Origin of the sequence: Rouxiella sp. S1S-2 (assembly GCF_009208105.1) — a bacterium.
Lineage (GTDB): Bacteria > Pseudomonadota > Gammaproteobacteria > Enterobacterales > Enterobacteriaceae > Rouxiella.
In genome coordinates this window covers 156,331-182,470 of record NZ_WFKL01000001.1, presented here as the reverse complement: position 1 = coordinate 182,470, position 26,140 = coordinate 156,331, and the positions used below count along the sequence as shown (strand labels likewise).

At 52.1% G+C, this 26,140-nt stretch carries 26 protein-coding genes; 9 read left to right on the top strand and 17 right to left on the bottom strand.

The features are described 5' to 3' along the window. Window positions 1-42: 42 nt before the first annotated feature. From GA565_RS00845 to gmk, 7 genes are all read right to left on the bottom strand, one after another. Window positions 43-1,728 carry an AsmA family protein gene (locus tag GA565_RS00845; RefSeq protein ID WP_152196995.1) on the bottom strand — a complete coding sequence of 562 codons (1,686 nt, stop codon included), beginning with the start codon at window positions 1,726-1,728 and terminating at the stop codon, window positions 43-45. A gap of 163 nt (window positions 1,729-1,891) precedes the next feature. Further along, window positions 1,892-3,322: an NCS2 family protein gene (locus tag GA565_RS00840; protein ID WP_193311956.1), complete on the bottom strand. Its 1,431-nt coding sequence runs from the start codon at window positions 3,320-3,322 to the stop codon at window positions 1,892-1,894. A gap of 121 nt (window positions 3,323-3,443) precedes the next feature. Then, complete coding sequence (gene recG, locus GA565_RS00835; protein WP_152196993.1) at window positions 3,444-5,525, bottom strand: ATP-dependent DNA helicase RecG; 2,082 nt, start codon at window positions 5,523-5,525, stop codon at window positions 3,444-3,446. Further along, entirely contained in the window at window positions 5,522-6,217 is a 696-nt protein-coding gene (trmH, locus tag GA565_RS00830) for a tRNA (guanosine(18)-2'-O)-methyltransferase TrmH (RefSeq protein WP_055773526.1), read from the bottom strand. The genes recG and trmH overlap by 4 nt, the downstream gene beginning before the upstream one ends. Window positions 6,218-6,220: 3 nt before the next feature. After that, on the bottom strand, window positions 6,221-8,329 hold the full coding sequence (spoT, locus tag GA565_RS00825) for a bifunctional GTP diphosphokinase/guanosine-3',5'-bis pyrophosphate 3'-pyrophosphohydrolase (RefSeq protein ID WP_055773528.1): 2,109 nt from the start codon (window positions 8,327-8,329) through the stop codon (window positions 6,221-6,223). Window positions 8,330-8,343: 14 nt separating this feature from the next. Continuing rightward, window positions 8,344-8,625 (bottom strand): DNA-directed RNA polymerase subunit omega, encoded by a 282-nt coding sequence (rpoZ, locus tag GA565_RS00820; protein ID WP_017493940.1) that lies wholly within the window; start codon window positions 8,623-8,625, stop codon window positions 8,344-8,346. Between the two features lie 54 nt (window positions 8,626-8,679). Further along, window positions 8,680-9,303: a guanylate kinase gene (gmk, locus tag GA565_RS00815; protein WP_152196992.1), complete on the bottom strand. Its 624-nt coding sequence runs from the start codon at window positions 9,301-9,303 to the stop codon at window positions 8,680-8,682. A gap of 280 nt (window positions 9,304-9,583) precedes the next feature. Here gmk and ligB point away from each other — a divergent pair, with 280 nt between their 5' ends. Further along, window positions 9,584-11,314 (top strand): NAD-dependent DNA ligase LigB, encoded by a 1,731-nt coding sequence (gene ligB / locus GA565_RS00810; protein ID WP_152196991.1) that lies wholly within the window; start codon window positions 9,584-9,586, stop codon window positions 11,312-11,314. Here ligB and GA565_RS00805 read toward each other — a convergent pair whose 3' ends face one another. After that, window positions 11,315-11,932: a trimeric intracellular cation channel family protein gene (locus tag GA565_RS00805; RefSeq protein WP_152196990.1), complete on the bottom strand. Its 618-nt coding sequence runs from the start codon at window positions 11,930-11,932 to the stop codon at window positions 11,315-11,317. Between the two features lie 339 nt (window positions 11,933-12,271). Between GA565_RS00805 and GA565_RS00800 the strand changes: the two genes are divergently transcribed. Both GA565_RS00800 and fabF read left to right on the top strand, forming a co-directional pair. Then, entirely contained in the window at window positions 12,272-12,892 is a 621-nt protein-coding gene (locus tag GA565_RS00800; protein ID WP_152196989.1) for a TetR/AcrR family transcriptional regulator, read from the top strand. A 66-nt stretch (window positions 12,893-12,958) separates the two neighbouring features. Beyond that, window positions 12,959-14,233 carry a beta-ketoacyl-ACP synthase II gene (gene fabF / locus GA565_RS00795; RefSeq protein ID WP_152196988.1) on the top strand — a complete coding sequence of 425 codons (1,275 nt, stop codon included), beginning with the start codon at window positions 12,959-12,961 and terminating at the stop codon, window positions 14,231-14,233. 55 nt (window positions 14,234-14,288) lie between these two features. Here the strand turns inward: fabF and GA565_RS00790 are convergent, their stop codons facing one another. Both GA565_RS00790 and GA565_RS00785 read right to left on the bottom strand, forming a co-directional pair. Continuing rightward, a complete protein-coding gene (locus GA565_RS00790; RefSeq protein WP_055773540.1) occupies window positions 14,289-14,669 on the bottom strand; it encodes a DUF6515 family protein in 381 nt (126 codons plus the stop codon). 243 nt (window positions 14,670-14,912) lie between these two features. Further along, complete coding sequence (locus GA565_RS00785) at window positions 14,913-15,776, bottom strand: YicC/YloC family endoribonuclease (protein ID WP_084982216.1); 864 nt, start codon at window positions 15,774-15,776, stop codon at window positions 14,913-14,915. A 127-nt stretch (window positions 15,777-15,903) separates the two neighbouring features. On the opposite strand from GA565_RS00785, the gene rph reads away from it, so the two are divergent. Then, window positions 15,904-16,620 (top strand): ribonuclease PH, encoded by a 717-nt coding sequence (rph, locus tag GA565_RS00780; protein WP_152196987.1) that lies wholly within the window; start codon window positions 15,904-15,906, stop codon window positions 16,618-16,620. 87 nt (window positions 16,621-16,707) lie between these two features. Further along, window positions 16,708-17,349, top strand: a complete 642-nt coding sequence (gene pyrE / locus GA565_RS00775) for an orotate phosphoribosyltransferase (protein WP_055773547.1) — start codon at window positions 16,708-16,710, stop codon at window positions 17,347-17,349. A 69-nt stretch (window positions 17,350-17,418) separates the two neighbouring features. Here pyrE and slmA read toward each other — a convergent pair whose 3' ends face one another. From slmA to coaBC, 3 genes are all read right to left on the bottom strand, one after another. Beyond that, complete coding sequence (gene slmA, locus GA565_RS00770) at window positions 17,419-18,015, bottom strand: nucleoid occlusion factor SlmA (RefSeq protein ID WP_055773549.1); 597 nt, start codon at window positions 18,013-18,015, stop codon at window positions 17,419-17,421. A 234-nt stretch (window positions 18,016-18,249) separates the two neighbouring features. Then, window positions 18,250-18,708, bottom strand: a complete 459-nt coding sequence (dut, locus tag GA565_RS00765) for a dUTP diphosphatase (protein WP_152196986.1) — start codon at window positions 18,706-18,708, stop codon at window positions 18,250-18,252. After that, window positions 18,686-19,900 (bottom strand): bifunctional phosphopantothenoylcysteine decarboxylase/phosphopantothenate--cysteine ligase CoaBC, encoded by a 1,215-nt coding sequence (gene coaBC, locus GA565_RS00760; RefSeq protein WP_152196985.1) that lies wholly within the window; start codon window positions 19,898-19,900, stop codon window positions 18,686-18,688. Before coaBC ends, dut begins: the two co-directional genes overlap by 23 nt. Before the next feature lie 185 nt (window positions 19,901-20,085). Here coaBC and radC point away from each other — a divergent pair, with 185 nt between their 5' ends. The 4 genes from radC to mutM all read left to right on the top strand — a co-directional run bounded on the left by radC (window position 20,086) and on the right by mutM (window position 22,421). After that, window positions 20,086-20,766 (top strand): DNA repair protein RadC, encoded by a 681-nt coding sequence (gene radC, locus GA565_RS00755; protein ID WP_152196984.1) that lies wholly within the window; start codon window positions 20,086-20,088, stop codon window positions 20,764-20,766. A gap of 298 nt (window positions 20,767-21,064) precedes the next feature. Continuing rightward, window positions 21,065-21,301: a 50S ribosomal protein L28 gene (gene rpmB / locus GA565_RS00750; protein ID WP_005164747.1), complete on the top strand. Its 237-nt coding sequence runs from the start codon at window positions 21,065-21,067 to the stop codon at window positions 21,299-21,301. A 16-nt stretch (window positions 21,302-21,317) separates the two neighbouring features. Next, window positions 21,318-21,485 carry a 50S ribosomal protein L33 gene (gene rpmG / locus GA565_RS00745; protein WP_004392084.1) on the top strand — a complete coding sequence of 56 codons (168 nt, stop codon included), beginning with the start codon at window positions 21,318-21,320 and terminating at the stop codon, window positions 21,483-21,485. A gap of 126 nt (window positions 21,486-21,611) precedes the next feature. Then, the gene (gene mutM, locus GA565_RS00740) at window positions 21,612-22,421 is read left to right on the top strand and encodes a bifunctional DNA-formamidopyrimidine glycosylase/DNA-(apurinic or apyrimidinic site) lyase (protein WP_152196983.1); all 810 of its coding nucleotides are present in this window, start codon (window positions 21,612-21,614) and stop codon (window positions 22,419-22,421) included. On the opposite strand, the gene coaD is transcribed toward mutM, so the two are convergent. From coaD to GA565_RS00720, 4 genes are all read right to left on the bottom strand, one after another. Further along, window positions 22,418-22,903: a pantetheine-phosphate adenylyltransferase gene (gene coaD / locus GA565_RS00735; RefSeq protein WP_152196982.1), complete on the bottom strand. Its 486-nt coding sequence runs from the start codon at window positions 22,901-22,903 to the stop codon at window positions 22,418-22,420. The genes mutM and coaD overlap by 4 nt on opposite strands. Next, window positions 22,900-23,682, bottom strand: a complete 783-nt coding sequence (locus GA565_RS00730) for a glycosyltransferase family 2 protein (protein ID WP_152196981.1) — start codon at window positions 23,680-23,682, stop codon at window positions 22,900-22,902. Before GA565_RS00730 ends, coaD begins: the two co-directional genes overlap by 4 nt. 3 nt (window positions 23,683-23,685) lie before the next feature. Beyond that, window positions 23,686-24,963 carry a lipid IV(A) 3-deoxy-D-manno-octulosonic acid transferase gene (gene waaA, locus GA565_RS00725; RefSeq protein ID WP_152196980.1) on the bottom strand — a complete coding sequence of 426 codons (1,278 nt, stop codon included), beginning with the start codon at window positions 24,961-24,963 and terminating at the stop codon, window positions 23,686-23,688. Between the two features lie 66 nt (window positions 24,964-25,029). Further along, window positions 25,030-26,139 (bottom strand): glycosyltransferase, encoded by a 1,110-nt coding sequence (locus GA565_RS00720; RefSeq protein ID WP_152196979.1) that lies wholly within the window; start codon window positions 26,137-26,139, stop codon window positions 25,030-25,032. Between the last annotated feature and the right edge of the window lies 1 nt (window position 26,140).

The following is a 26,140-nucleotide window of genomic DNA, read 5'->3' as shown; positions in this document are numbered from 1 at the left end:
GGCTTTCACCGGGCTTATCGCTAATTCAAATAATAATTTTATTTATTGAGCCGGTCCTGTTACACCTTTGGTCATTTGCTGTTGGACTTGCTTGCCGTCGTTGCCAGTGGCGTGAAGCGTGCCACTCAATGTGGGTTTGAAATCAACGTTGGCAGGCATCTGGCCTTGCAGGTTTAGCTGCAGGTTTACATTGCCCTGTAACGAAGTTTCCGGCCATCCCCAGTTTTGCAATTCATTGGCAGGTACTGCGCGACCATTTAGTTTCACCGAGAAGTCACGCTGCGGCTGCTGGCTAACGGTGGCGGTGGCCTCAAGCAGCCCCTCTTTGGTAAAAGCGCTCAGCTCGGTAATGTTGACCTTGTCAGCACTGGCTTCCAGCGCCAGAGAAGGGCGGCGAACGTCATTTTTGTTAAACGTGGCGTCGCTGGCGTTAAGATTCAGTTTGCCCGACCAAATCCCCCACTGATGATTGTGTGCCAACTGCAGGTTGGTACCAAAACCGTCGAGCGCGGTGAGCTGGAACGGGAAATCAGGTGATATATCAATGATCAGGTTGCGGTTAGCCGTAAACTTATCGACGGAGACTTCTGACAACCAGTCCGGCAGCGTATCAACCCATAGTTGGCGCCAGTTCTGCGGCAGCGTGTATTCCAGGGCGGCAACGCTGACATCATCAAGCTTCAGACTTTTGGTTGCGCGATCCCAGCTACCGGTAGTGCGCAGCAGACCACCTTCCCAGCGGGTGCCAAATTGTCGGATGGCAACGCCCTGTGGGGAAAGGTCGAGATTGACGATCGGATCGAGGAAGTGCAGATTGCCGTCAATCAGATCGGTAGCATTCAGCGAAAGTTGTCCGTCGCTACTCTGCCAGTCGCCCTGCTGCAGCGTAACGTCGGTAATGGTCATGTCTAAATCGGTGAAGGCCCAGTTTTGACCCTGCAGGCGGGCATCAATCAGGTCCAGACGTTTGATCTCCACTTTCGGCAGTTTCACAAACTCCTGCCAGAAGGTAGAAATAGGCTGTGCGCTTTGCAGCCTGATGTTGCTCAAACGCAAATTATCCACCGTCCAGCTGCCGTCGATGCTGCGACTGGCTTTGCCTGTGAGCTGCCCACGGGCCATATCTGCGCCAAAATTACTCAGCGTCAGCTGCTGGTTGTTTATACGTCCTTGAATCAACACATTATTAGCTGGAATATCGTCCAGCGCCAGCGTGTCTGCACTCAATTGGAATTGGGCATTGTTGCCTAATACCGCGTTCTTGGCCGGTTGCCACGGCGTAATTCCCGCATTCACGTTTTTGCCCGCCACTTTCCACTGTTCAAGGCTGCCGTTCAGCGCAATATTATTTAACTGCAGCGTATTTGCCTGCAGCGGCAGATTCAACGGAGAAGGAGAAAGGTTCAGCGTGCCGTCTACCAGCACCAGCCGGTCGAAAAAGCGCGGATCGGTAATTTGACGCCAGCTCAGGTCGAAATCAACCTCGTTGGCATCAAGCACGTCCGGCTGATTTTTTTCACCAAACTTCACCCCAGAAAGCGTGATGCACGAAGGGGTAGACCAGGAGTGATCGACTTTATCAAACGACAGATGATATTCACTGTTATCACTCACCCAACGGCTAAGCGAGCCAGCGGCCCAACGTGTTTGCAGTAAAACGTACAGTATGACGATTGCCAAAACCAACAGCAGGGCTATTGTCAGCAGCAATTTACCGATAAATTTCATCGTCTGAATCCATATCCGTTGAGAAAGTCGGAAAAACGTACACCTGTTTATGCCGTAATCAGCAATCTTTCTCAATAGGTTAACATGTTACAGGCAATAAAAAACGGCGGGAGGATAACCCTTCCGCCGCTGTTGAACCTATGTTGCCTTAGTTTTCAAACCACTACGGTTCGCGCGGGAAGACCAGATTCAGCACGATGGCCGTAATACCGCCTGCGGCAATGCCGGAGGAGAGCAATGTTTTGAGCCAGTCTGGTGCAAATTGCAGGATCAGCGGCTGTTGTGAAACGCCCATCCCTACGGCCAGCGACAGCGCCATGATCATAATCGCACGGCGATTAAGACGCTCTCTCGACACGATGCGCACGCCAGATGCAGCAATAGTGCCAAACATCACGATAGTCGCCCCGCCGAGCACCGGTTCGGGGATATGTTGCACGAAGCCCGCCACCGCCGGAAACAGGCCTAGCACAATCAACATCAGCGCTACCACAAATCCGACATAGCGACTGGCAACGCCGGTCAGCTGGATAACGCCATTATTCTGGCCGAAGCAGGAGTTGGGGAAGGTGTTGAACACCGCAGACAGCATCGAGTTCAGGCCATTAGCCAGCACGCCACCCTTAATGCGTTTCATATACAGCGGACCGCTGACCGGCTGCTCTGAAACGTCGGAGGTAGCGGTGATATCACCAATGGTTTCCAGCGAGGTCACCATAAAGATAAGCATCAGCGGAACAAGCAGATTCCAGTCGAAGCCAAGGCCGTAATAGAGCGGGGTAGGCAGGGTTATCCAGTGCGTTGTTGCAGCCGGTGTCGCAGCGGGCAGCATGTCCATGCCCCAGGCAACCGCGTAGCCCACCGCCATAGCTATTACCAGCGAGGCGACACGCAAGTAGGGGTTACGCTGGCGGTTGAGCAGAATAATCACCACCAGAACCACGGCAGCCAGAATCAGGTTTTTCGGCGCACCAAAAGTGTGGTCGCTCATCGCGGCATAGCCACCGCCAATAGACGTTAATCCTACCTGAATAAGAGACAGGCCGATGATCATCACCACAATACCGGAAACCAGCGGGGTAATAATGCGGCGCGCAAGATGCAATACGCGCGAGAGCAAAATCTCGGTGCATGACGCCACCATAAGCGTGCCGAACAGCGCGGCCATCATGGTAGGAACATCGGCCCCGCCATTTTTAATCGCCATGCCGCCCATAATTAACGGTGCCACGAAGTTGAAACTGGTTCCCTGAATGGACAGCAGGCCAGAACCGACCGGACCCCAGGTTTTGATTTGCAGAATTGACGCCAAACCGGAGGCAAACAGCGACATACTAATAATGTGCTGAGTATCCTGAGCGGGCAGACCCAAAGCCTGACAAATCAACAATGCGGGAGTGATAACAGCAACAAACATCGCCAGCAGGTGCTGACAGGCCGCAAACAGCGTTTGTGGCAACGGCGGGCGGTCTTCCAGCCGATAGATTAATTCACTGTTGCGTGTAGTTTCTGGCGATTGGCGCTGAGCCTCTGGCTCGGCAGATTGTGTTGTCACGTTGGGCACCCTGTTAAGCCGAAAGCGGGCATTTTTCATGATCTTGGGCACAAAAGCAATCGTTTGCCAGCGGCATTTTTATCGCCCAAGACACAAATAATTAGCCGATGCAGCTGTCTGATATGACTTAATCAAGTGGGGGGTATTTTTGATAGGGTTATCAAGCGTTAGTGTAACGAACCCGCTCGGGCAGCCAGCGTTCGATAAGCGCCCGTGCATGTTCGGGATACTGTTGCTGAATATGGCGGGCGATGCGCTGAACTTCTGGGATCATCGCCTGGTCGCGCAGTAAATCGGCGACTTTAAATTCGGCGCTGCCGGTTTGTCGCGTACCCAGCAGTTCGCCCGGACCGCGGATCTCCAGGTCCTGCTGTGCGATGACAAAACCGTCGTTGCTGTCGCGTAATACTTGCAAACGCTTCTGCGCGGTTTTGCTTAGCGGCGTTTTATACAACAGCACGCAATGGGAGGCGATGGCACCACGCCCTACGCGGCCGCGCAGCTGGTGCAGCTGGGCTAGACCCAAACGTTCGGGGTTTTCAATAATCATCAGGCTGGCATTGGGCACGTCGACGCCAACCTCGATAACCGTGGTGGCAACCAGCAGCTGTATTTCACCTTGCTTGAAAGCCTGCATGACTGCCTGCTTTTCCTGCGCTTTCATTCGACCGTGAACCAAACCGATCTTCAGCTCCGGCAGGGCGATTTTCAGCCCTTCCCACGTCGCTTCCGCCGCCTGAGCCTCAAGCATTTCCGATTCTTCAATCAGCGTACAGACCCAGTAAGCCTGACGATTTTCTTCCATACAGGCACTTTTCACCCGCTGGATAATGTCGCTGCGGCGGGTATCAGGAATGGCAACGGTAGTGACCGGCGTGCGCCCTGGCGGCAGTTCGTCGATAACCGAGGTATCAAGATCTGCATAAGCAGTCATCGCCAGCGTGCGCGGAATTGGCGTGGCGGTCATGATCAACTGATGCGGATGGAAGCCTTGCTGCTTGCCCTTTTCCCACAGCGCCAAACGCTGGTGGACGCCGAAGCGGTGCTGCTCGTCGATAATGACCAGTGCTAGTGCGGAGAACTGAATTTGTTCCTGGAAGATGGCGTGAGTACCAACCACCATCGATACCTGTCCGCTGGCAATCGCCTCTTGCTGGGCGATGCGCGCTTTGCCTTTTTGTTTTCCTGCAAGCCAGCCGACCTGAATTCCCAGCGGTTCAAACCACTGGCGGAAGTTATTGGCATGCTGCTCGGCCAAAAGTTCGGTCGGTGCCATCAGGCCCACCTGCTTGCCTTGAGCGATGGCGCAAAGCGCAGCGAGTGCGGCGACCAGCGTTTTGCCGGAGCCGACGTCACCCTGCACCAGACGCATCATCGGGTAGCCCTGAGCCAAATCTTTTTCAATTTCGGCAACCACGCGACTCTGTGCGCCGGTCGGGCTAAACGGAAGCGACGCTAAAAATGTGTCCATCAGCTTGTGGTCTTTTCCCAGCGGCAGCGCCTTGTAGCTCTGCGTTCCGGCACGCACCGCCAGCATGCTGAGGTTGTGAGCCAGCAGCTCTTCCATAATCAGTCTGCGCTGTGCCGGATGCTGACCCTTTTCAAGGTCGGCAAGCTGCATATCAGGCGGGGGGCGATGTAACAGATGCAACGCCTGCGACAGTGGCATCAGCGCGCGGCTGAGCTCCTGCGGCAAAAGTTCGACAATGGGTTGGGTATCAAGCAGTGATAATGCCTGGTCGGTCAGCTTGCGCAACGTGGCCTGACGAATACCTTCGGTGGTGGGATAAACTGGCGTCAGTGATTCTTGTAAAACAACTTCGCTGTTTTCACCCTGCACGCGGTATTCGGGATGAATAATCTCGGCGCCAATCGTTCCGCGCTTTATCTCACCATAAGCGGTAACTCGACGACCGGCGGCGAGGCTATTTTTCATTGCCGCATTAAAGTTAAAAAAGCGCAGGGTTAGCAGACCGGTGCCGTCACTTATCTGGCAGGTGAGCATGCGACGACGGCCAAAACTGATGTCCGTGCGCAGCACTTCACCTTCAACGGTGGCAAAAATCGCCGGCAGTAAATCGTTGATGGCGTAGAGGCGTGTGCGGTCTTCATAGCGCAGGGGAAGATGAAGCAGTAAATCCTGAATAGTTTCGAGGCCGATTTTTGCGAGCTTTTCTGCCTGACTTGCGCCCACGCCGGTCAGGGACGTAAGCGGGACGGCATCCAGCAGGCGGCCCTTCATCTGGCAACCGTCATTTGCATCGCGGCCCACCAGGCGTCATCGGCAACAATGCTGCCGGTATCATCGATGAAAGGGCGGGGCAGTTTTTTGCGCAGCGCCACGTTTGCCAGCACGGGATATCCGCCCTCAAACAGCAGGCGCTGCTGCTCTTTTTCTTTTAAAACGCTGGCTGTGCGCTGATACATGCCGGCATTCTGACGTTGGCGCTGTGCTTCATAAAGAATCAGCGCCGACGCCACCGAGACGTTGAGAGACTGCACCATGCCTACCATCGGGATCACGATATCGCTGTCGGCCAGTGCCAACGCTTCAGGAGTGATACCGGTTTTTTCCTGACCCAACAGAATACAGGTTGGGCGGGTATAATCGATAGTACGGAAATCTACCGCTTTCTCAGACAGGTTGGTCGCCAGAATTTGCATGCCCATTGCCTTCATTTTGGCAACGGCGTCTTGAATTGTCTTGTGCGTTTTGACCTGCACCCAACTATTGGCACCCGCGGCAAACGAACCCTGCGTTTTCATTCGACTGGTCGGCCAAACGGCGTGAACCTCATGAACGCCAACGGCATCGGCGGTACGGATAACCGCAGACACGTTATGTGGCTTATGCACCTGCTCCATACAAACGGTCAGGTCAGGTTGGCGTGCTGCCAGCATTTCACGGATGCGCGCATAACGTTCAGGAGTCATCAGCTAGTTTCTATTTCGGGTAACTTTAATCACATCCGGCATGATACGAATTTTACGCATAATGTTAGCCAGATGAACGCGGTCACGGGTGCTCAGGCGGATAAACGCGCTGTAGACGCGACCGTCTTTTTCTTCGCTGCTCAGGCTTTGGATGTTTGACTGCGCCGCATTAATTGCCGCGGTCAGATTGGCCAGTCCGCCCTGATGATTAAACATGTCGACTTTAATCTCGGCGACAAATTCTTGCTCGGTTTCCTGATCATCCCACTCAACCGCCATAAACTTCTCAGGCTCTTTTTGATAGCCGCGAATGTTTCGGCAAGACTCGTGGTGAACCACAAGGCCTTTACCCGGGCTAACGTGAGCAATAATCGGGTCACCCGGAATAGGACGACAGCATTTGGCAAAGGTAATCAGCACGCCGTCTGCACCTTTAATCGGCAGATTACGTGAACCCGAGGAGGCCATCGAAGACTGGTCACCCATCAGATTTTTAGCCACCACCAAGCTCATGGCATTCCCTAAGCCGATTTCAGCCAGCAGGTCGTCCATGGCGGCAAGCTTCATGCGGTCGAGCTCTTTCTTGATATTTTCCGGCGGCAGGTCGGTAAGTTTACGCCCGCTTCCCAGTGCATGATTTAACAGACGGCGACCGAGTGAGACAGAGTCGTCACGTTTGAGATTTTTCAGCATCTGACGAATTTTTGCCCGCGCTCTCGAGCTGACCACAAAGTTTAACCATGCCGCATTCGGACGTGCGCCCGGCGCGGTTATTATCTCGATGGTCTGGCCGCTGGTCAGCGGCTGCGAAAGCGGGTAAGGCTGGCGGTCAACGCGTGCACCGACGCAGGCATGGCCGATATCGGTATGCACGGCGTAGGCGAAGTCGACCGGCGTCGCGCCAGCAGGCAGCTCAACGATGCGGCCTTCCGGTGTAAAGACGTAGATTTCATCAGGGAAGAGGTCAGATTTAACGCTCTCGATGAATTCAAAGGAGTTACCGGCACTCTGCTGAAGCTCGAGCAGGCTTTGCAGCCAGCGCTGAGCGCGAATTTGCGCCGTCGTGCCGTTACTTTCGCCGTTCTCTTTATAAGCCCAGTGCGCCGCCACGCCCATCTCTGCCATCTGGTCCATATCTTCGGTACGGATCTGAACTTCAACCGGCACGCCGTGTGGCCCGATTAATGACGTATGCAGAGACTGATAGCCGTTGGCTTTTGGTATGGCGATATAATCTTTGACCCTGCCCGGGCGAGGCTTGTAAAGGCTGTGCGCCTGACCGAGTACGCGGTAGCAGGTATCCAGCTCTTTAACGATGACCCGAAAGGCGTAAATATCCATAATCGAATGGAAACGCTGCTCTTTCAGATGCATTTTGAGATAAATCGAGTACAGGTGTTTTTCACGCCCGCTCACCCGACACTGAATGCCGGCCTCGGTGAGGCGACCCTCAATCTCGGAGAGGATTTTTTGGATCATCTCTTTACGATTACCGCGCGCGGCTTTCACCACTTCTTTGATAACGCGATAACGATTGGGGTACAACGCCTCAAAACCCAGCTCTTCAAGCTCGGTTTTGAGGTGATGAATACCCAGCCTGTGCGCCAGAGGGCTATAAATCTCTAGCGTTTCACGGGCAATGCGGCGACGTTTGTCCGGACGAAGAGAGCCCAGCGTGCGCATATTATGGGTACGGTCAGCCAGTTTGATCAAAATGACGCGGATGTCTTGCACCATCGCCATGATCATCTTGCGGAAGTTCTCCGCCTGAGCTTCTTTCTTGTCCTGGAATTTCAGCTTGTCGAGCTTTGAAACGCCCTCAACCAGTTCAGCAACGCTTTTACCAAATAACTGTTCCATGTCCTGGTAAGTTGCTGGCGTATCTTCGATGACGTCATGTAACAGCGCCGCCATCAACGTTTCATGGTCGAGTCTCATCTCAGCTAATATACAGGCCACGGCAACAGGGTGAGTAATGTACGGCTCACCGCTCGAGCGTGTCTGACCCTCGTGCGCGTCCCGCGCAACGAGGTATGCCTGCACGAGGCGCTTGATCTGGTCCTCTGGCAGGTATTTTTGAATCAGCTGATTCAGGCTTTCAAAGATGTACAAGATAGACCCGCTAATTAACTAGGACGACGGCCTTCGGCGATAGCAGTAACTGCTTGAATCTCGGTGGCTTCTTGCTCTTTTTGCTCCTGACGATCGCGCGCGTCGAGGATCTGATTGGTGATCAGGCCTTCTTCGATTTCACGCAGGGCAATAACGGTAAATTTGTCGTTCTCTTCAGCAACCAGTGGATCTTTACCACCAGATTGCAGCTGGCGTGCGCGGCGAGCAGCCACCAACACCAGGTCAAAACGGTTACCAATTTTTTCTACAGCGTCTTGAACAGTTACGCGTGCCATATATGTGCTACTCCACTGGGGGACGAAAGACTGGGCATAATACTGAAAGTGTCTTCAGTCTGCCAATAGTTTGGTGATTAATCCGTCATGACGAAGCTTTTGACGGCTCAGACGAAGACGTTCAGCGCGAATAATAGTTTTGAGATCCGATAGAGCCAAATCGAAATCATCATTCACAATTAAATAGTCGTACTCAGCGAAGTGTGTCATCTCGGCAACGGCCTGCGCCATGCGTTTGGCGATAACGTCTTCGCTGTCTTGACCGCGGCCACGCAGGCGGCGATCGAGTTCATCTTTCGATGGCGGCAGTACAAAAATACTGCGTGCCTGGGGCATACGCTGGCGAATTTGCTGCGCGCCCTGCCAGTCGATATCTAAAAACACATCAACGCCAGAAGCTAAAACTTGTTCAATGGCCTTGCGTGAGGTGCCGTAATAATTACCGAACACTTCGGCATGTTCTAAAAACTCGTCTTTGCCGATCATCTCGCAGAATTCGTCTTTAGAGACGAAAAAATAATGCTCGCCGTCTTTCTCACCAGGTCGAACCTGACGCGTAGTATGAGAAATCGAAACCTGCGTGTCATATAACGGTTGAGTTTTAAGATAAGCCTGAATCAGACTTGATTTACCTGCTCCACTGGGGGCGGAGACAATATATAGCGTGCCTTGAACCATGTTGACGTTTCAGCTGATTGGGTTGATATGAAAATACAGAAGAGTGATCTTCGGCACAGTATACACGTTCGCCGCTTTTGGTGCAGCGTTCCGACACATTTGAACGCAAGTAATCCGGATAAAACAGTTGAATCTCGTTCTTTTGCGAGGCTTATTCCATTAAATCGCTGTAAATTTTGCAAGATCTATAAAACTTTCCGCGACGTCCTGGAACAAATCGCATTGCCGCTGGCAAGACGTTTTGAATGCGCATTGAATAAGCGCAACAAGGAGAGTCAGCATGCGTTATTCACAGTTTATTACATTGATTTTAATTCCATTTATCTCTTTTTCCGCTTATTGCTCACCCTTACCGCGTTGTCCACTGTGGTCGCCAACGCGTTTTGAGCAAGAGATAGATAAACTGTCGTCACAGCTTGATGGTTGGGATATTGAATATCACCAGCGGGGCAATAGCCAAATTGACGATGGGCTTTACGACAGCCTGCGAGAAAAACATAAATTTTGGCAGATATGTGCCAAAAAGGTCCCTACAGAACAGGTTCTCCCCAAAAGCAAAGCTCCTTTACTGCATCCAGTTGCTCATACCGGCTTAAAAAAACTGCCCGCTCAGGCTGACGTAAAGAGATGGATGAAGGGGAGGCATGGGCTGTGGATCCAGCCGAAAATCGATGGCATCGCAGTAACCCTTGTTTATCAGCAGGGCCAACTAATTTCTTTATTAAGCCGCGGCGATGGTCAATATGGCCAAGACTGGACGGATAAAGCTCGCTCTATTCCCGCCATTCCTCTGCAAATTCCAGATGTTTCGGCGCGCGTTATTTTGCAGGGTGAACTTTTTCTGTTGATGAACGGACATCAACAAGGCGTGTCTGGCGGGGTGAATGCCCGCGCGCAAGTTGCGGGTGCCATGATGCGAAATTCTCTGTCAACGCCGTTACCCAAAATGGGTATTTTCATATGGGAATGGCCCGATGGCCCAGGGCAGATGCAAGCTCGACTGCAACGGCTGAAAGAGATCGGGTTCCCTCTAACCGCTGAATACACTCAGCCTGTTAATCACTTTCATCAGGTAAGCGAATGGCGAAATTATTGGTTTCAGCATCCTCTGCCTTTTGCGACCGACGGCGTAGTGATCCGCCAGCAGGACGAGCCGGAAGGGCGCTTTTGGCGTAATCGTCCCGCCAATTGGGCCGTCGCGTGGAAATATCCTCTGGTGCGCAAAGACACCGAAGTTGTTGGCATTGAAACTTCCGTGGGGCGCAGTGGAAAGCGCTCAGTAGTTTTACTCCTCGAGCCTATCACACTCGATGATAAACAGGTTTCGCGCGTCAGCGTTGGCTCACCCGAAAAATTAAAGCAGTGGGGGATTATTATTGGTGACCGGGTGGTTGTTAGCCTGGCGGGGCAGGGGATACCGCGTCTTGATGAAGTCGTTTGGCGTGTGGCAGTTCGCAATGAAAATACAGTCTCGGTGGAGAAAACCACTGAAAATAAAAAAGCGGATATTTTCTCCTGCTTTAAACCCGATATGCACTGCCGCGAGCAGTTTCTGGCACGATTGGTATGGCTTAGCGGGCCTCAAGGATTGAACATGAGTGGATTCGGCCCCGGGACCTGGAAAAAGTTGCTCGATGCTCACCTGCTTACGTCACTGACAGGGTGGCTTTCTCTGAGTCAGGAGCAGCTAAAAACGTTGCCCGCCGTCGGCGATATAAAAGCCAGTAAGCTTTTTGCGCAAATTGAACTCTCGCGGCAGAAGAGCCTGCGGCGTTGGATCTCTGCACTGGGTTTCCCTGCCGCTGGGTTAAAAATGGTTGATAGGTTGGACTGGCCCGAAATGCAGGCAATGAGCGCCGAACAGTGGCAAACGGGGCGTGGAGTCGGTAAAAAAAACGCGGATCGGATAATGCATTTTATTGAGCACCCCAGCGTAATTGCTTTGGTTGAGACGCTACAGCAGGAGAAGCTGCCAGCATTCAATCCGACTGGCGGCTTAGGAGAAAATTGATTAGTGGTCAGAGTCGGGATAATTAAACACCGGCAGGCCAAGTTTGAGGCGCAGGGCAATCAGTCGTGCAATGAAACCGGCTAACAGCGTTACGATTACCACCAGATTTTGCGGAATAGGGAAATGCTGTAGACCAATGTAGAGCCAGGCAGAGGCAAATGAGATACCGCCATAAATTTCTTTCTGAAATACCAGGGGGATCTGATTACATAGCATATCGCGCAGTACGCCACCAAATACGCCGGTGATCACCGCGGCAATGGAGGCAATCAGCGGTCCATGGCCGGTATCCAGCGCTATTTGTGTTCCTATAATAGAAAACACCACCAGGCCCAGTGCATCAAGTACCAAAAACAGCTTGCGCAGATGCTTCATCAGCGGAGCAAGCCAAGTGGTGAGAATAGCCGCAGCCGCGACAATCAAAATGTACTGTGGGTGCTGAACCCAACCCAGCGGGTAGTGGCCTAGAACCATGTCACGCACGGTTCCTCCGCCAATTGCCGTTGCGGCAGCAATAATAATGACCCCGAACAGATCCATTTTTCGACGCCCAGCAGCCAGCGCGCCAGTCATGGCTTCAGCAGTGATACCAATAATGTAGAGGACAGTGAGCAACATAAAATTTCGCCAATCGAAAAACCATAGAGATTTACTCACTATAGGGTAATAAGCTTTAGTTTGAGTATCGACTGAGTTTTCTTTTAATTTTATCTTCGGATTATTTTATCTCATCCTATGAGCTTAAAAAGTCATTGAATGCCTATATTCTAAGTAACAACGCTAATATTTGCATTACTTTAAATAGGGAAAATCCCACGCTAATTGTCGCTTCCTACCCTTCGTTTTACTTTTTTCTACAAATTAGCTATACCTTAATGGTGACGAATGTGTATATTTATCACCTGTTAACTTAGGCTATACCTATAGGTATTTTTTGCCTTGGCTCTGGAGAGCTTTATGAAGCCCGAAACCCCGATTGCACTGCCACAGCGTGGTCCCGCGTTGCATGAGCGCCGCGAGCAGATAATCCGGGCCGCATTGGACCATTTTCGCCACTATGGATATTCAAAAACATCCGTGGCCGATTTGGCAAAGGCCATCGGTGTTTCAAGCGCCTACGTTTACAAGTTTTTCGAATCTAAACAGGCCATTGGTGAAGCGGTTTGCACCCACTCGCTGGGGCAAATTGACGACGCGCTGCGTGAAATCTCACAAAGCGATAACAGCGCCGCCGATCGTTTGAGAGAACTGTTTGCCTCGCTGCTGAGTAAAAGTCTTGCGCTATTTTTTGAAGAAAGAAAGCTGCACGACATTGCTGCCGTTGCCGCAGCAAACCATTGGAGTTCAGCCAAGAACCACAGAGCGGCGCTGTACAGTATTCTTAAGCACGTGATTAGCGAGGGGCGTGAGTCAGGCGAATTTGAGTCCCAAACGCCACTCGATGAAGTTTGTATGGCCATCGCCAGCGTAATGACCCCTTTTTCGCATCCGTTGATGCTGGAGGAGAAAACGCCCGAGCAGCTTGAAGAACGCGTGTTGGTTATCACCAATTTAGTTTTACGCAGTCTGGTGAAGTAACCGGGCCGCCAAAAAAGATGTGTTCTCACATCTCAATTTTACGGATTGATCCGCAGAGGAAGATTTATGACTCATCGTCGTGTAGTAATTACTGGCATGGGGGCGGTGAGCCCGCTCGGTTGTGATATCGAAACGATTTGGAAACGCCTTTTGGCCGGCCAGTCCGGTATCCGCGTTCTTCCTGACGAAATCGTTGAGACCCTGACCGTGAAAATCGGCGGCCAGGTGCTTAGCGTTGAGCAGGACGCCGAATCAGGTTTTGATCCAGACCAGCACGTTTTGCCGAAAGATCAGAAGAAGATGGACCGTTTCATCCTCTTCGCAATGGCAGCGGCCGATAAGGCGATTGCACAGTCTGGATGGCACGCCGAAACTGCCGAGCAGCAGGAACGTTCTGCTACGGTGATTGGCTCCGGCATCGGTGGTTTCCCAGCGATTGCCAACGCTGTGCGCATCAACGACACTCGCGGTCCTAAGCGTTTGTCTCCGTTCACTATCCCTTCATTCCTGGTCAATCTGGCTGCGGGGCAAGTTTCTATTAAGCATCAGTTCAAAGGCCCGATTGGCGCACCGGTTACCGCCTGCGCCGCTGGCGTTCAGGCTATTGGCGATGCAGTTCGTTTGATTCGTAACGACGAAGCAGACGTTGCGCTGTGCGGCGGTGCTGAAGCCACCATTGATACCGTAACCCTCGGCAGCTTTGCCGCGGCCAAAGCAATGTCTACCGGTCATGAAGATCATCCAGAGCAGGCTTCACGTCCTTTCGACAGCGCACGCGATGGTTTTGTGATGGGGGAAGGCGCCGGTATGCTGGTGATTGAAGAGTTGGAACACGCCTTGGCGCGCGGCGCAACCCCGCTGGCCGAGATTGTGGGCTACGGCACCAGCGGTGATGCTTACCATATGACATCCGGTGCTGAAGATGGTAACGGCGCAGGACGTGCAATGAAAATCGCGTTGCGTCAGGGTGGCATTAAACCAGAGCAGGTTGAACACTTGAACGCGCACGCCACCTCAACACCGGTGGGTGATTTGGGCGAAATTAACGCCATCAAAACCCTGTTTGGTACTGACGGCAAACTGGCCATTACTTCCACCAAGTCAGCAACCGGACACCTCTTGGGCGCCGCCGGCGGGTTGGAAACCATCTTTACCGTTCTGGCCGTGCGTGACCAAATCGTGCCGCCTACGTTAAATCTGGACAATAAAGACCCTGCCGCCGAAGGATTAAACATCGTCGGTAACAAAGCGCAGCCACATGCAATCAACTATGCCTTGTCCAACGGCTTCGGCTTTGGCGGCGTCAATGCCTGCGTACTGCTGAAACGCTGGGAAGGCTAAGTTTTAGCTTGATCGATGATAAAGCCCGATAATTCGGGCTTTTTTTATTGCAGGCTTAAAGCCCGTCCGGGCGAGGAATTTCGTAATACTGACCCGAAGGATCGCGCTTGTAGTAATGACCGTTGCTGACGTAGAAACGCTCACCGTGAAAATCAAGCGGAGCCAGGTCTGGCGGTGCGGATTCATAGTCTTCTTCAGATTCTGGCGGTGGGGGCGGCGCATCATCCTGCGGCGGCGCGTCGACTTCTACATAATCATCGCCCTGTTTTTGGTAGTAATTGCCGTTTAACGCCCAGTAGGTCAAACCACCAATCACCACGGCAACAGCGGCATCAGGCAAAATATTGAATCCCGGCCCCCCGTGGCCACCGTGTGCCATCGCTAACGTCGGTGAGAGCAGGCTCAGGGTTAATAGTGATGCAGCAAGCTTTTTCATTTCATTCCCCTTGGGGGTCAAACATCAGACTGATCCAAACTTCTTCCGAGTGATATAAGGTGTAAAGCCGGTTGCGTCAATCGCGTTACGGCAATTTACACAGACGGTTACAACTGTCTACGCGATCCTCACAGGGTGAAGGGAGGGTGACAAAAGTTAACGGGAATTGGGGGAATATGGCCAGGCTCATGCTGTAAAAAAGCCCGCAAAAGCGGGCTTTAAGGTTCAAGCCGTCATTAAGATTTACTCGATATTCTGAATCTGCTCGCGCATCTGCTCGATAAGCACCTTCAGCTCGATGGCGGAGGTTGTCACATCGGAGTTGATGGATTTCGATGCCAGCGTGTTGGACTCACGATTAAACTCTTGCATCATAAAGTCCAGACGGCGGCCAACGGCTTCCTCTTTCTTGAGGATTTTATGCGTTTCTTTAACGTGTGCGTCAAGGCGGTCCAATTCTTCGGCGACGTCTACGCGCTGCGCCATCAGCACCAGCTCTTGTTCCAGACGGGTATTTTCAAGCTGAACCTGTGCGTCTTCGAGCTTGCTGACCAGCCGTTCGCGCTGCCACAGCAAAACGTTGGGCATCTGGGCACGAACCTTAATCACTTCCGCACTGACGCCGTCGAGGCGTTGTTCAATAAGCGTTTTCAGTGAAGCGCCTTCGCTTTCGCGGGCCAGAATGAAATCATCCAGTGCGCCGTCGAGTGCAACCAGCAATTCGTTGCTGATGGCGTCCAGATCTTGCTCCTCGGCAACCATCACGCCCGGCCAGCGCAGCACGTCGAGCGGGTTGATTTCCCCTTCGTCACTTTGCATTTTGACCCACTGTGCCGCTTCGACCAGCTGTTTAGCCAGCTTTTCGTTGAGCTGCAGAGTGCCTTGCGCGCTAGGGTCGAGATCGAAGCGCAAATTGCATTCAACCTTGCCGCGGGTCAGTCGGGCGCGTACGCGTTCACGAATAACCGGCTCCAGACTGCGAAACTGCTCGGGCAGACGGATGTAGGTTTCAAGATAACGTTGGTTAACGGAGCGAAGTTCCCACGCTGCGCTGCCCCAGCTTCCCTTGATTTCACGTCGGGCATAAGCGGTCATACTACGAATCATGTCTGTCTACCTGTTAATGTAAAGATGCAAGGATTATAGCCTCGCTGAACCCGTCATGATAGGCATTACCTCACGAAGCCCGTATAATGCGCAGCCAACTATGATTTGCGAGCCGGAGAACAACCCCATGCGTCCAGCAGGCCGAAATGCACAACAAGTGCGCCCACTTACCCTGACCAGAAACTACACAAAACACGCTGAAGGTTCTGTTTTGGTTGAATTTGGTGACACGAAAGTCCTTTGCACCGCCACTGTTGAAGAAGGGGTTCCTCGCTTTCTGAAAGGTCAGGGACAAGGATGGATCACGGCAGAATACGGTATGTTGCCGCGTTCTACCCACAGCCGTAACCCGCGTGAAGCGGCAAAAGGCAAGCAGGGTGGCCGTACTTTAGAAATCCAGCGTCTTATTGCTCGCTCACTGCGCGCCGCCGTTGATCTCAAAAAGCTTGGCGAATTCACCATCACTCTTGACTGCGACGTGCTGCAAGCAGACGGCGGTACGCGCACAGCATCAATTTCTGGCGCCTGCGTTGCGCTGGCCGATGCCTTAAACGCGCTGGTTGCGGCGGGTAAACTGAAAGCCAACCCAATGAAAGGCCTGGTCGCTGCTGTGTCCGTTGGCATCGTCAAGGGCGAAGCGCTGTGTGACCTCGAATACGTTGAGGACTCCGCCGCTGAAACCGATATGAACGTCGTGATGATGGAAGACGGTCGAATGATCGAAGTTCAGGGTACTGCAGAAGGTGAGCCGTTCAGCCACGACGAGTTGCTGAGTTTATTGGCTCTCGCTCGAGGGGGAATCGAGACTATCTTCCAGGCGCAAAAAGCGGTTCTGGCAGAATAATTATTCAAGGCGGCTAATGTAGTCGCCTTTTTCATATATGGCCTTCGGGCCAGCGAGTTGATAATAAAAGACGAGGAAAAAGCACCCATGAAAGCCTATCAGCGCCAGTTTATTGAGTTTGCATTGAACAAGCAGGTTTTGAAATTCGGCGAATTTACCCTGAAATCCGGCCGCATCAGCCCCTACTTTTTTAATGCAGGCCTGTTTAACACCGGTCGTGATTTAGCCTTGCTGGGACGCTTTTACGCAGAAGCCCTGATAGATTCAGGCATCGATTTTGACTTGGTGTTTGGCCCGGCCTATAAAGGTATCCCGATTGCTACCACCACCGTGGTGGCGCTGGCCGAACAGCACGAGCGCGACGTGCCTTACTGCTTCAACCGTAAAGAAGCAAAGGACCACGGTGAAGGTGGCACATTAGTCGGCAGTCCGCTGCAGGGCAAAGTGATGCTGGTGGATGACGTAATCACCGCCGGAACGGCCATTCGGGAATCCATGGAAATCATCAACGCAAATAACGCGTCGTTGGCTGGCGTGCTGATTTCTCTCGACCGTCAGGAGCGTGGCCGTGCTGATATCTCTGCGATTCAAGAAGTTGAACGCGACTATCACTGCAAGGTGATTTCTATCATTACGCTTGCCGACCTGATTGACTACCTGGAAGAGAAAACTGAGATGGCCGATCATTTGGCCGCCGTCCGTGGCTATCGCCAGCAGTACGGTATTTGAGACGTTCTGACAGGCAAAAGAAAAGGGCCAATGGCCCTTTTTTGCTTTTTCGATACGCTATATTAGCGGTTACTGAAGCTGGGCTGCGATCAGCGGCCAGCGAGTGTCAAAGTCTTGCGTTGGGCGATATTTAAATTCTGACCGAACAAACCGTGACAACAACCCTTCACAAATGGCCAATAGCTGGCTGGCCAGCAGCGTTTCGTCAGTATTGAAACCGCTACCTTCACGCATCTTCTTTTCGCGCAGCACCTGCCGAAGCTGAACCTCAATACGCTCAAAAAGCTGGTTAATGCGACCCTGTAAACGATCTTGTTCAAACATTAACGCGTGTCCGGTCATAATGCGGGTCAGTCCCGGATTACGTTCTGCAAAACCAAGAATCAGCAGCAGAATGAGACGAAGCCGATTCAGCGTATCTTTCTCATCCTGCAGGATGAGGTTAATACGGGTGATCAGGCTGTCTTCTATAAACTCGATAAGACTGTCGAACATTCGCGTTTTGCTAGGAAAATGACGGTAAAGCGCAGCCTCGGACACCCCGACATTGGCGGCAAGTTTTGCCGTAGTAATACGCTGGCTGCCATCGCTAGACTGAAGCATTTGCGCTAATGCCTGCAAAATCTCCTCGCGCCGGTTCCTTTTAGTATTTTCTTTTTCTGCCATGTCTGAATAGACCCTTGCTAAAAAACGGCTTAAAAATATAAAAAAACCGCACAATTGCCGCTTCAATCATCAGATTTTGCGGCTTATCGACCTTTGGCTTTTAATCAGACACGGGCAGTGAGCCCAGCGGGTTAAAAGCGGTAGGGTATCAGTAATTTTTTATTGTATCGGTTTGATATAAATAAGGATCTGTTCAATATCCTGCGGCCCTGCACCGCGATGTTGAACAGATTCTTACTGGCGTCCTGAGTGACCAAAGCCACCTTCGCCGCGTTCGCTGTTAGAAAAGTCTTCTACCAGATTGAATTCAGCCTGCACAACAGGCACGAATACCATCTGGGCAATGCGCTCGCCCGGTTCAATCGTGAAGGTAGTTTGCCCACGATTCCAGACTGAAACCATCAATTGACCCTGATAGTCTGAATCAATGAGACCAACCAGGTTACCTAGCACAACGCCGTGTTTGTGGCCCAGGCCTGAACGAGGCAGGATAACCGCTGCCAGATTGGCATCACCGATATGGATAGCCAGACCCGTAGGCAGCAGAGTGGTTTCACCCGGATGCAGCTCAACGGCGGTATCCAGAACAGCACGTAAGTCCAGGCCTGCAGAACCCGGTGTGGCGTAAGTTGGCAAAGGAAAATCTTTGCCAATGCGCGAATCAAGGATCTTAACGTCTATTTTTTTCATCATAACGGCTGACAATCTCGTTTAGTAAATCTTGGCCAAGCTGCTGTTTATCACTAAGGGGTAAACGCAGATCTCCATTTTGCCAAAAAAGATGCAAGGCATTGGTATCGCTATTAAAACCATGCCCGGCAAGTGAAACATCATTTGCGCATATCAGGTCAATATTCTTCCTGATACGTTTTTGTTGGGCGTATTCTTCCACATTCTGGGTTTCAGCGGCAAATCCTACGACATATGGGCGATGCTCTTTCAGGGCGCCAACGCCGGCAACAATATCCGGATTTTTGACCATTTTCAGAGTAATTTCATCACCTTGCTTTTTAATCTTCTCATCGGCAATCGTTGTAGCACGATAGTCTGCCACTGCGGCGCAGGAAATGAAAATATGCTGAGAAGTTACGCTGTGATTAACGGCCGCTTGCATTTCGAGCGCGGTGGTGACGTCAATTCGTGCCACATTGTGCGGCGTGGGTAGCGAAACGGGACCGCTCACCAGCGTAACCTGCGCACCGCGTTTTGCAGCCGCTTCGGCAATGGCAAAACCCATTCTTCCCGAGCTGTGATTACTGATGTAGCGAACGGGGTCCAGCGCTTCACGGGTGGGTCCGGCGGTAACCATAATCTTAAGATGCTGCAGGTCGAGGCGCGGCGAAAAGTGTTCAACCGCCATGCCGACAATCACCATCGGGTCAAGCATGCGGCCGGGACCCACGTCGCCACAGGCCTGGCTGCCTTCGTCCGGCCCCCACAGCAGAGTGCCTCTTGCAGACAGCTGGTGCAAATTTTCCTGGGTGACCGTTGCGCGGTACATTTGCTGGTTCATTGCCGGAACAACCGCAATGGGTGCGGCTGTCGCCAGACAAACCGTGGTCAGGAGATCATTGGCCATGCCTGCGTTCATTCGTGCCATTAAATCAGCGGTAGCAGGCGCAATAATGACGAGGTCGGCCCATTTCCCCAGTTCTATATGGCCCATCGCCGCCTCGGCAGCCGGGTCGAGCAGGGAATCTGATACGGGATAGCCAGAAACGGCCTGCAGGCTGAGTGGCGTAATGAAGGCTTTTGCTGCTTCTGTCATTACCACTCGCACTTGTGCGCCGCGATCGCGTAGACGCCGTACCAGCTCGGGTGCTTTGTAGGCCGCTATGCCGCCACTGACGCCAAGCACAATGTGTTTGCCGGAAATTCCCGTCATTATGGTTGTCCGATTGAAAGTCCAATGAGGCGATATTTTAGCATAATGCTCATTCATGACAGCTATACGGTTTCGTTATTAAGGATACCGTTCTCTCATTTTGCGAGAGGTCTCGCAGGGAAATATTTCGCCTAAACCCTCGCTTATCAGGCTATGCCACAATCCTGGTTCACAAGGAGTGGGGGATGAACAACAATAAAAAAATCTGGCAGGAAGGGGAAGGTCCCAGAGAAAAACTGATCGAAATGGGAGCCTCGAGTTTATCGGACTGCGAGCTGCTGGCCATTTTTCTACGCACCGGCGTGCGTGGAATGAACGTGATGGCTTTAGCTGAAAGCCTGGTGGCGCACTTTGGGTCTATTTATGAAATTTTGGCTGCCGATTACAACACGATTATTGGATTTCACGGGATGGGGGCAGCTAAATTTGCGCAGCTCTCGGCGGTTACGGAACTCAGCCAGCGGCGTTATGCGGAGCAACTTGCATGCGAAAATGTGTTGCTCAATCCTTTTATCACCCGTCAGTTTTTACAGAATTTACTGTCTCATCGCGAGCGAGAGGTGTTTTTAGTACTTTTTCTAGACAATCAACACCGTGTTATTCGCCATGAGGAGATGTTTGCTGGTACCATTAGCAGCGTTGAGATTCATCCGCGTGAAATTGTGCGCGAAGCGATGAAGGTTAATGCGACGGCGCTGATTCTGGCGCATAATCACCCGTCCGGCAAAGCAGAACCGAGTTTTGCGGACAAAAGGGTAACCGAACAGATAATAAAAGCGTGCCAACTGCTAGACATCCGCGTACTCGATCATTTTGTCGTAGGTGGCGGAGAAACGGTCTCTTTTGCCGAGCGTGGTTGGATTTAGACTTATTTTTTAAAGATCCCGAGGGATCTTTAGCTGTTCGGGACTTGAGCACTTACGCTCTAGAGCGTATACTACGCCACCTTTGAGAATCTTGGGTTTGGCGTTAAGAGCCTATCTCAGCAGGTTTCAATACCTAACATCTTCACGATGATAGGATTAACCTGATGATTTATGGTTTTTACCCGACGACAGTGAGTCGGTTCTCAGTGGAGTTTGCTGAGATGGGCTCTCAAAGCCTGACGAGGCGGCCATACCCTATACGAAGCTCGAGCTGATTTGATTTTTGGAGAATAGACACATGTCCCGAGTCTGCCAAGTTACTGGCAAGCGCCCGGTGAGCGGTAACAACCGTTCCCACGCAATGAACGCGACCAAACGCCGTTTTCTGCCAAACCTGCATTCCCATCGTTTTTGGGTTGAAGGTGAGAAGCGCTTTGTAACTCTGCGTGTATCTGCTAAAGGTATGCGCGTGATTGATAAGAAGGGTATCGAAACGGTCTTGGCCGAAATTCGTGCCCGTGGTGAGAAGTATTAAGGAAAGGAACTGAAACATGGCTAAAGGTGTTCGCGAGAAGATCAAGCTGGTTTCTTCTGCTGGTACTGGTCACTTCTATACCACCACGAAGAACAAGCGTACTAAGCCGGAAAAATTGGAACTGAAGAAATTCGATCCAGTTGTCCGCCAGCACGTGATCTATAAAGAAGCTAAAATTAAATAATTTTAGCGGATTAATAAAAACCCGGCTCCGGCTGGGTTTTTTTATGCCCCAAATTCCCCTTCGTACTTGAAGCTGTAGCGGCGTTGGCTACACTACATCGCACATTCATGGCTTTAGGAATATTTCATGCCAGAACTACCAGAGGTTGAAACCAGCCGTCGCGGTATTGAGCCTTATTTGGTGGGTCATACCATCATGCACGCCGTAGTACGCAATGCTCGTCTTCGCTGGCCGGTATCGCAAGAGATTATGGCGCTAAGCGACCAGGTGGTTATCAGCGTGCAGCGCCGTGCGAAGTACTTGCTGGTCGAACTAAAAAGCGGCTGGATAATTATTCATCTCGGTATGTCAGGCAGTTTGCGGGTGCTGGCGGAAGAGACTGAGCCTGCCAAGCACGACCACGTTGATTTGGTGATGGATACAGGCTACGTCCTGCGTTATACCGACCCGCGCCGCTTTGGTGCCTGGCTCTGGTGTCAGGATCTGGCGGGCAGCAGCGTTTTGTCTCATTTGGGACCGGAGCCGCTCAGTGAGGATTTCACCGCCGACTATTTGCATGATAAATCCCAAAAGAAAAAATCGCCCATCAAACCATGGTTGATGGATAACAAGCTGGTGGTCGGGGTGGGTAACATTTACGCCAGCGAATCGCTGTTTGTGGCGGGAATATCTCCCGACCGGCCGGCAAATTCGCTGTCGATGGAAGAGTACGGACTGTTAGTATCGACGATTAAGGCGGTATTGCTGCGCTCTATTGAGCAAGGTGGTACCACGCTGCGTGATTTTTTACAGTCTGACGGCAAGCCGGGGTATTTTGCTCAGGAATTGCAGGTATATGGCCGTGCGGGCGAGGCTTGCCGGGTTTGCGGAACGCTCATTGAAAGCAGCAAGCATGCCCAGCGTAGCACCTTCTTTTGCCGCATCTGTCAGCGTTAATCGGCTGCTATTTTCTCAAGTAAGGCCTGAGTCACGTGAGCAGGCAGGAAAGGCGTGATATCTCCCCCGTGTCGCGCCACCTCTTTCACTAAAGAGGACGAAATAAATGACCACTCTTTCGAAGGCATCAAGAATACGCTTTCCAGTGTAGGCATCAGATGCCGGTTCATACTGGCGAGCTGCATTTCATATTCAAAATCAGATACCGCACGTAAACCACGCACCAGAATGTTGGCCTGATTTTCTTTGGCGAAGTTAGCCATCAGCGAACTGAAGCCCATCACCTCGACGTTAGCGAGATGAGACGTCGCCTTGGCCGCCAGTGCGACGCGTTCATCAAGAGAAAAGAGCGTTTTTTTATGCGGACTGGCCGCAATAGCTAAAATAACTTTCTCAAACATCAATGATGCCCGGGTTACCAAGTCCAGATGACCATTGGTCAACGGGTCGAAGGTGCCGGGATAGATTGCCTTGGTGCTCATAGTGGCTCACTTTTTTGCAGTTGATGGCTGAACGCCCACAGGGCCGCATATTTATTAAAAGTATACTGCGCATTCACGCTGGCAAGAATCAGTCCCTGTTTACCGTCAAGAAAACCCGCGCGCAGGATCCAGGTTTTGAAAAAAGCGCCAAGGGTGTGGCTGATGATTGAAAAGAAACTGCATCGTTTACCCTGCTGATGGCGCTGTTCTGCCCAGGCCTGCGCGTAGTTCATCTGTTTGCGTTGAAAAGCGAAATAGTCGCGGCAGGTGAGGTGCAACAAATCACCTTTGAGATCGACGATATCCGCGCCCTGAACATTGAGCGATTCGTGGACGAGATCATCGTTATAGCGATATTTATCAGCCTTATACAGGCGGTTTACTCTGTCTGGATACCAACCGCTGTGGCGCATAAAACGGCCCAAAAACAGGTTGCGCCGACCAAGTCGATAGACTTTATTTTCATCGGGTTGCCGTAAACAGTCTTCAATTGATTTACGCAGCTCGGGCGAAACGCGCTCGTCGGCATCGATCATCAAAATGTATTCACCGCTGGCGTGCTCTTGGGCAAGCTGGCGCTGTTTACCGAATCCCTGCCATTGACTGTTTTCAAACACTTTTGCGCCAAGGTTGCGCGCCAGCACCTGCGTGCCATCGGTGCTGCCTGAATCGAGCAGCACCACTTCATCTGCCCAACTGACCGAGTTCAGGCAGTCTTCCAGCAGTGAGGCTTCGTTTTTAGCAATCAGCACCACCGACAGGCGTTTTTGGGCAGACATACTTTAGTGACTCCGCGGTGGAAGATGAGGCTCCATCAGTTGCAGCAGGCGCTGCAGTGCGCCCTGATTCTGACGCAATACGTCAACCGCATGGCGGCCATAGTACAAACGATAGTCCTCATCGGTCAGCAGGGTTGAAATTTCTTTGACCAGAGAGGGACTGTCATTCACGGTTATCAGCCCGTCTGCCTGAGCCAGCTTGGCGCAGATGTCTTTAAAGTTAAAGGTGTGCGGACCCATTAATACCGGAATAGCGTGCGCCGCAGCCTCAAGAGGATTATGCCCACCGCGCTCTACCAGACTGCCGCCAACAAAGGCGATATCGGCAATGCCGTAAAGCAGCATCAGTTCACCCATCGTATCGCCGATCACCACCTGCGTTTGTGCCGAAGGCACTTCGCCGGTGCTGCGCTGGATAAATGTCATGCCTGCCTTTTTAGTCAGGTCACAGGCAACGGGGAAGCGTTCAGGATGGCGCGGGACTAAAATCAGCAGCAGAGTAGGGAAAGTTTTTAACAGTTCACGATGCGCGGCGAGCAGAATCGCTTCTTCACCATCGTGTGTGCTGGTGGCTATCCACACCTGGCGACGCGAAGCCCACTGGCTGCGCAGGGTCAGCGCACGTGCGGCAAGCTCTGGGGTGACGGAAATATCGAATTTCAGGCTGCCGGTTACCGCAAGATGGGAGCGTTTCAGCCCCAGTGAGACAAAGCGTTCACCGTCTTCAGCGTTTTGCGCCGCGATGAGGGTGATTTTTTTCATCACGCCCTGAATAAATTTGCCTAACTTGCCATAGCCCTTGGCAGAGCGGGCTGACAGGCGTGCATTGGCGATAACCAGTGGAATTTCACGCTGATGTAGCGCGGTAATCAGATTCGGCCACAGCTCGGTTTCCATGATGATCACCAGCTTAGGGCGAACTTGGTCAAGGAAACGGTTAATTGAACTCGGAAGGTCGTAAGGCAGATAAACGTGACTGACGTCTTTACCAAAAGCCGATACCGCGCGTTCTGAGCCGGTAGGCGTCATGGTGGTGACCGTAATGGGCAAATAAGGATAACGATGGCGCAGTGCCCGTACCAAAGGAACCGCGGCCAGCGTTTCACCGACGGAAACTGAATGCAACATAATGCCGTCCGCCACGACTTTACCCTGGCAGAATCCATAGCGCTCCGCCCATCTTTTACGATAGAGCGGCGCTTTCCGACCACGCATCCAGAGACGAACCCAAATAAGCGGCTGGATGAGGTAAAGAAGAACGGTATACAGCGTTTGTAACATAATATCCGTAAAATCTAAGGGTAAAGGCCGAATTCTAAATAGTTACCCCATCCAAAGCTATCATTTTTATCCTCCTTCGCCCTCGGCTCCCTTGCCGGTTGCCAGCGCTGCGTATTGTTCGCAGATGGGCACTATCCCGAAATGAGTCAACTGCTGTTGGTCTATTTCCGGCGGATTGTTATAAATATCCTTAATGGTATCGGCCAATGCGGCGGTATTCAGGTCGGCAAGTCCGCGCGCCAGTTCGCCAGTGAGGATTTCAGCCGGACCGCCGGGGCAGCGGGTGCTAACGGCCGGTGTATCAAGCAATAAAGCTTCGACAAGCACGTTGCCAAATCCTTCGCTGTCCGAACTTAGAATCAGCTGCGATGCGTGGCGCACATAGGGATAAGGGTTGGACTGAAAACCTTTGAATATAACCCGTTCTGCTACGCCAAATTTCTCGGCCAGCGCTTTTAGCTTTTCAGTTTGCTCCGGCTTGCCCTGACCCAGCAGCAGCAAAGGCGCCGTTACGCCGCTTTTTGCATAGGCTTCAATCAGTCGGTCGTGTCGTTTGTTCTCATGAAAACGGCCGACGTGGATGAGGTAAGGCTGACCGGCCATTTCACAAGGCTGCTCGCCAGCGGCACGAATGGCATCAATATCGAAAGGGTTATAAATCACCTCAAGCTGCGAAAGGCGCAGGCCAAACTGCTGCTCGATGTCATTGGCGACGGCGCGGGAAACGGCCACCACATTGCGATTGTGGTACACAGATTTGATTTTTTGCTGCTTCAACCAGCGATCAAAGCCGGTGCGATGGCCAAGATACGAGGTTGAGAACATGCCGTGCAGGCAAAACCAGACTTTTTTAAAGTCCAACACTCGGCTTTTGGCGACGATACGGTCGGTTTTATGCAGGTTCGATAAGACCAAATCAAACGCATCGGTCTTGCGCAGGGCCTTGTCTAACTGTGCGGAACGGCGTGACAACTCTGTGAGCTTGCGCCACGGCGAACGACTCTGGTCTTTAATGACGACATAATTCAGGCCGGCAGGCAGAGAATATTGGCAAACGTCGCGCAGTGAAAACAACGAGACGTGGTGCCCCTGCTGTAACAATCCCTCGGCCAGCGTCAGCACCACTTTTTCTGCGCCACCACCGGGCAGGCCATCAATAACAAAGAGAATACGCATA